This window comes from Bartonella sp. MR168JLCBS (assembly GCF_042194175.1).
On sequence record NZ_JBHIMP010000380.1, the window covers coordinates 330 to 705 of the forward strand.

1 pseudogene is annotated in these 376 nt (G+C 39.1%); it reads left to right on the plus strand.

From position 1 onward, the window contains the following. Positions 1 to 376: pseudogene (locus ACFIK8_RS11510) on the plus strand (carbamoyl phosphate synthase large subunit); the annotation flags it as partial.

A 376-nucleotide genomic window follows, 5' to 3' on the forward strand; every position in this document is an offset into this window, starting at 1 on the left:
CTTGATTATGAATTTGCTCTTGCTTTTGCAAAAGCCCAACTTGGAGCTGGGGTTGAGCTTCCAAAAGAGGGAACTTTGTTCGTGTCTGTGAGAGATGAAGATAAAAAACATGTCTTAAATCCCGTAAAACGTTTAGCTAAGCTTGGCTTTTCTGTTTTAGCCACAAGTGGAACACAAAAATTTCTTTCCGAACATAACGTTAAGGCACAAAAAATTAACAAAGTGCTGGAGGGTCATCCCCATATTGAAGATGCCATTCGTAATCGACAAATTCAATTGATTTTTAATACAACCAGCACTGCCAGTGCTATCTCAGACTCCAAATCATTACGACATGCAGCGCTCATGCAAAAAGTTCCCTATTATACAACAATGG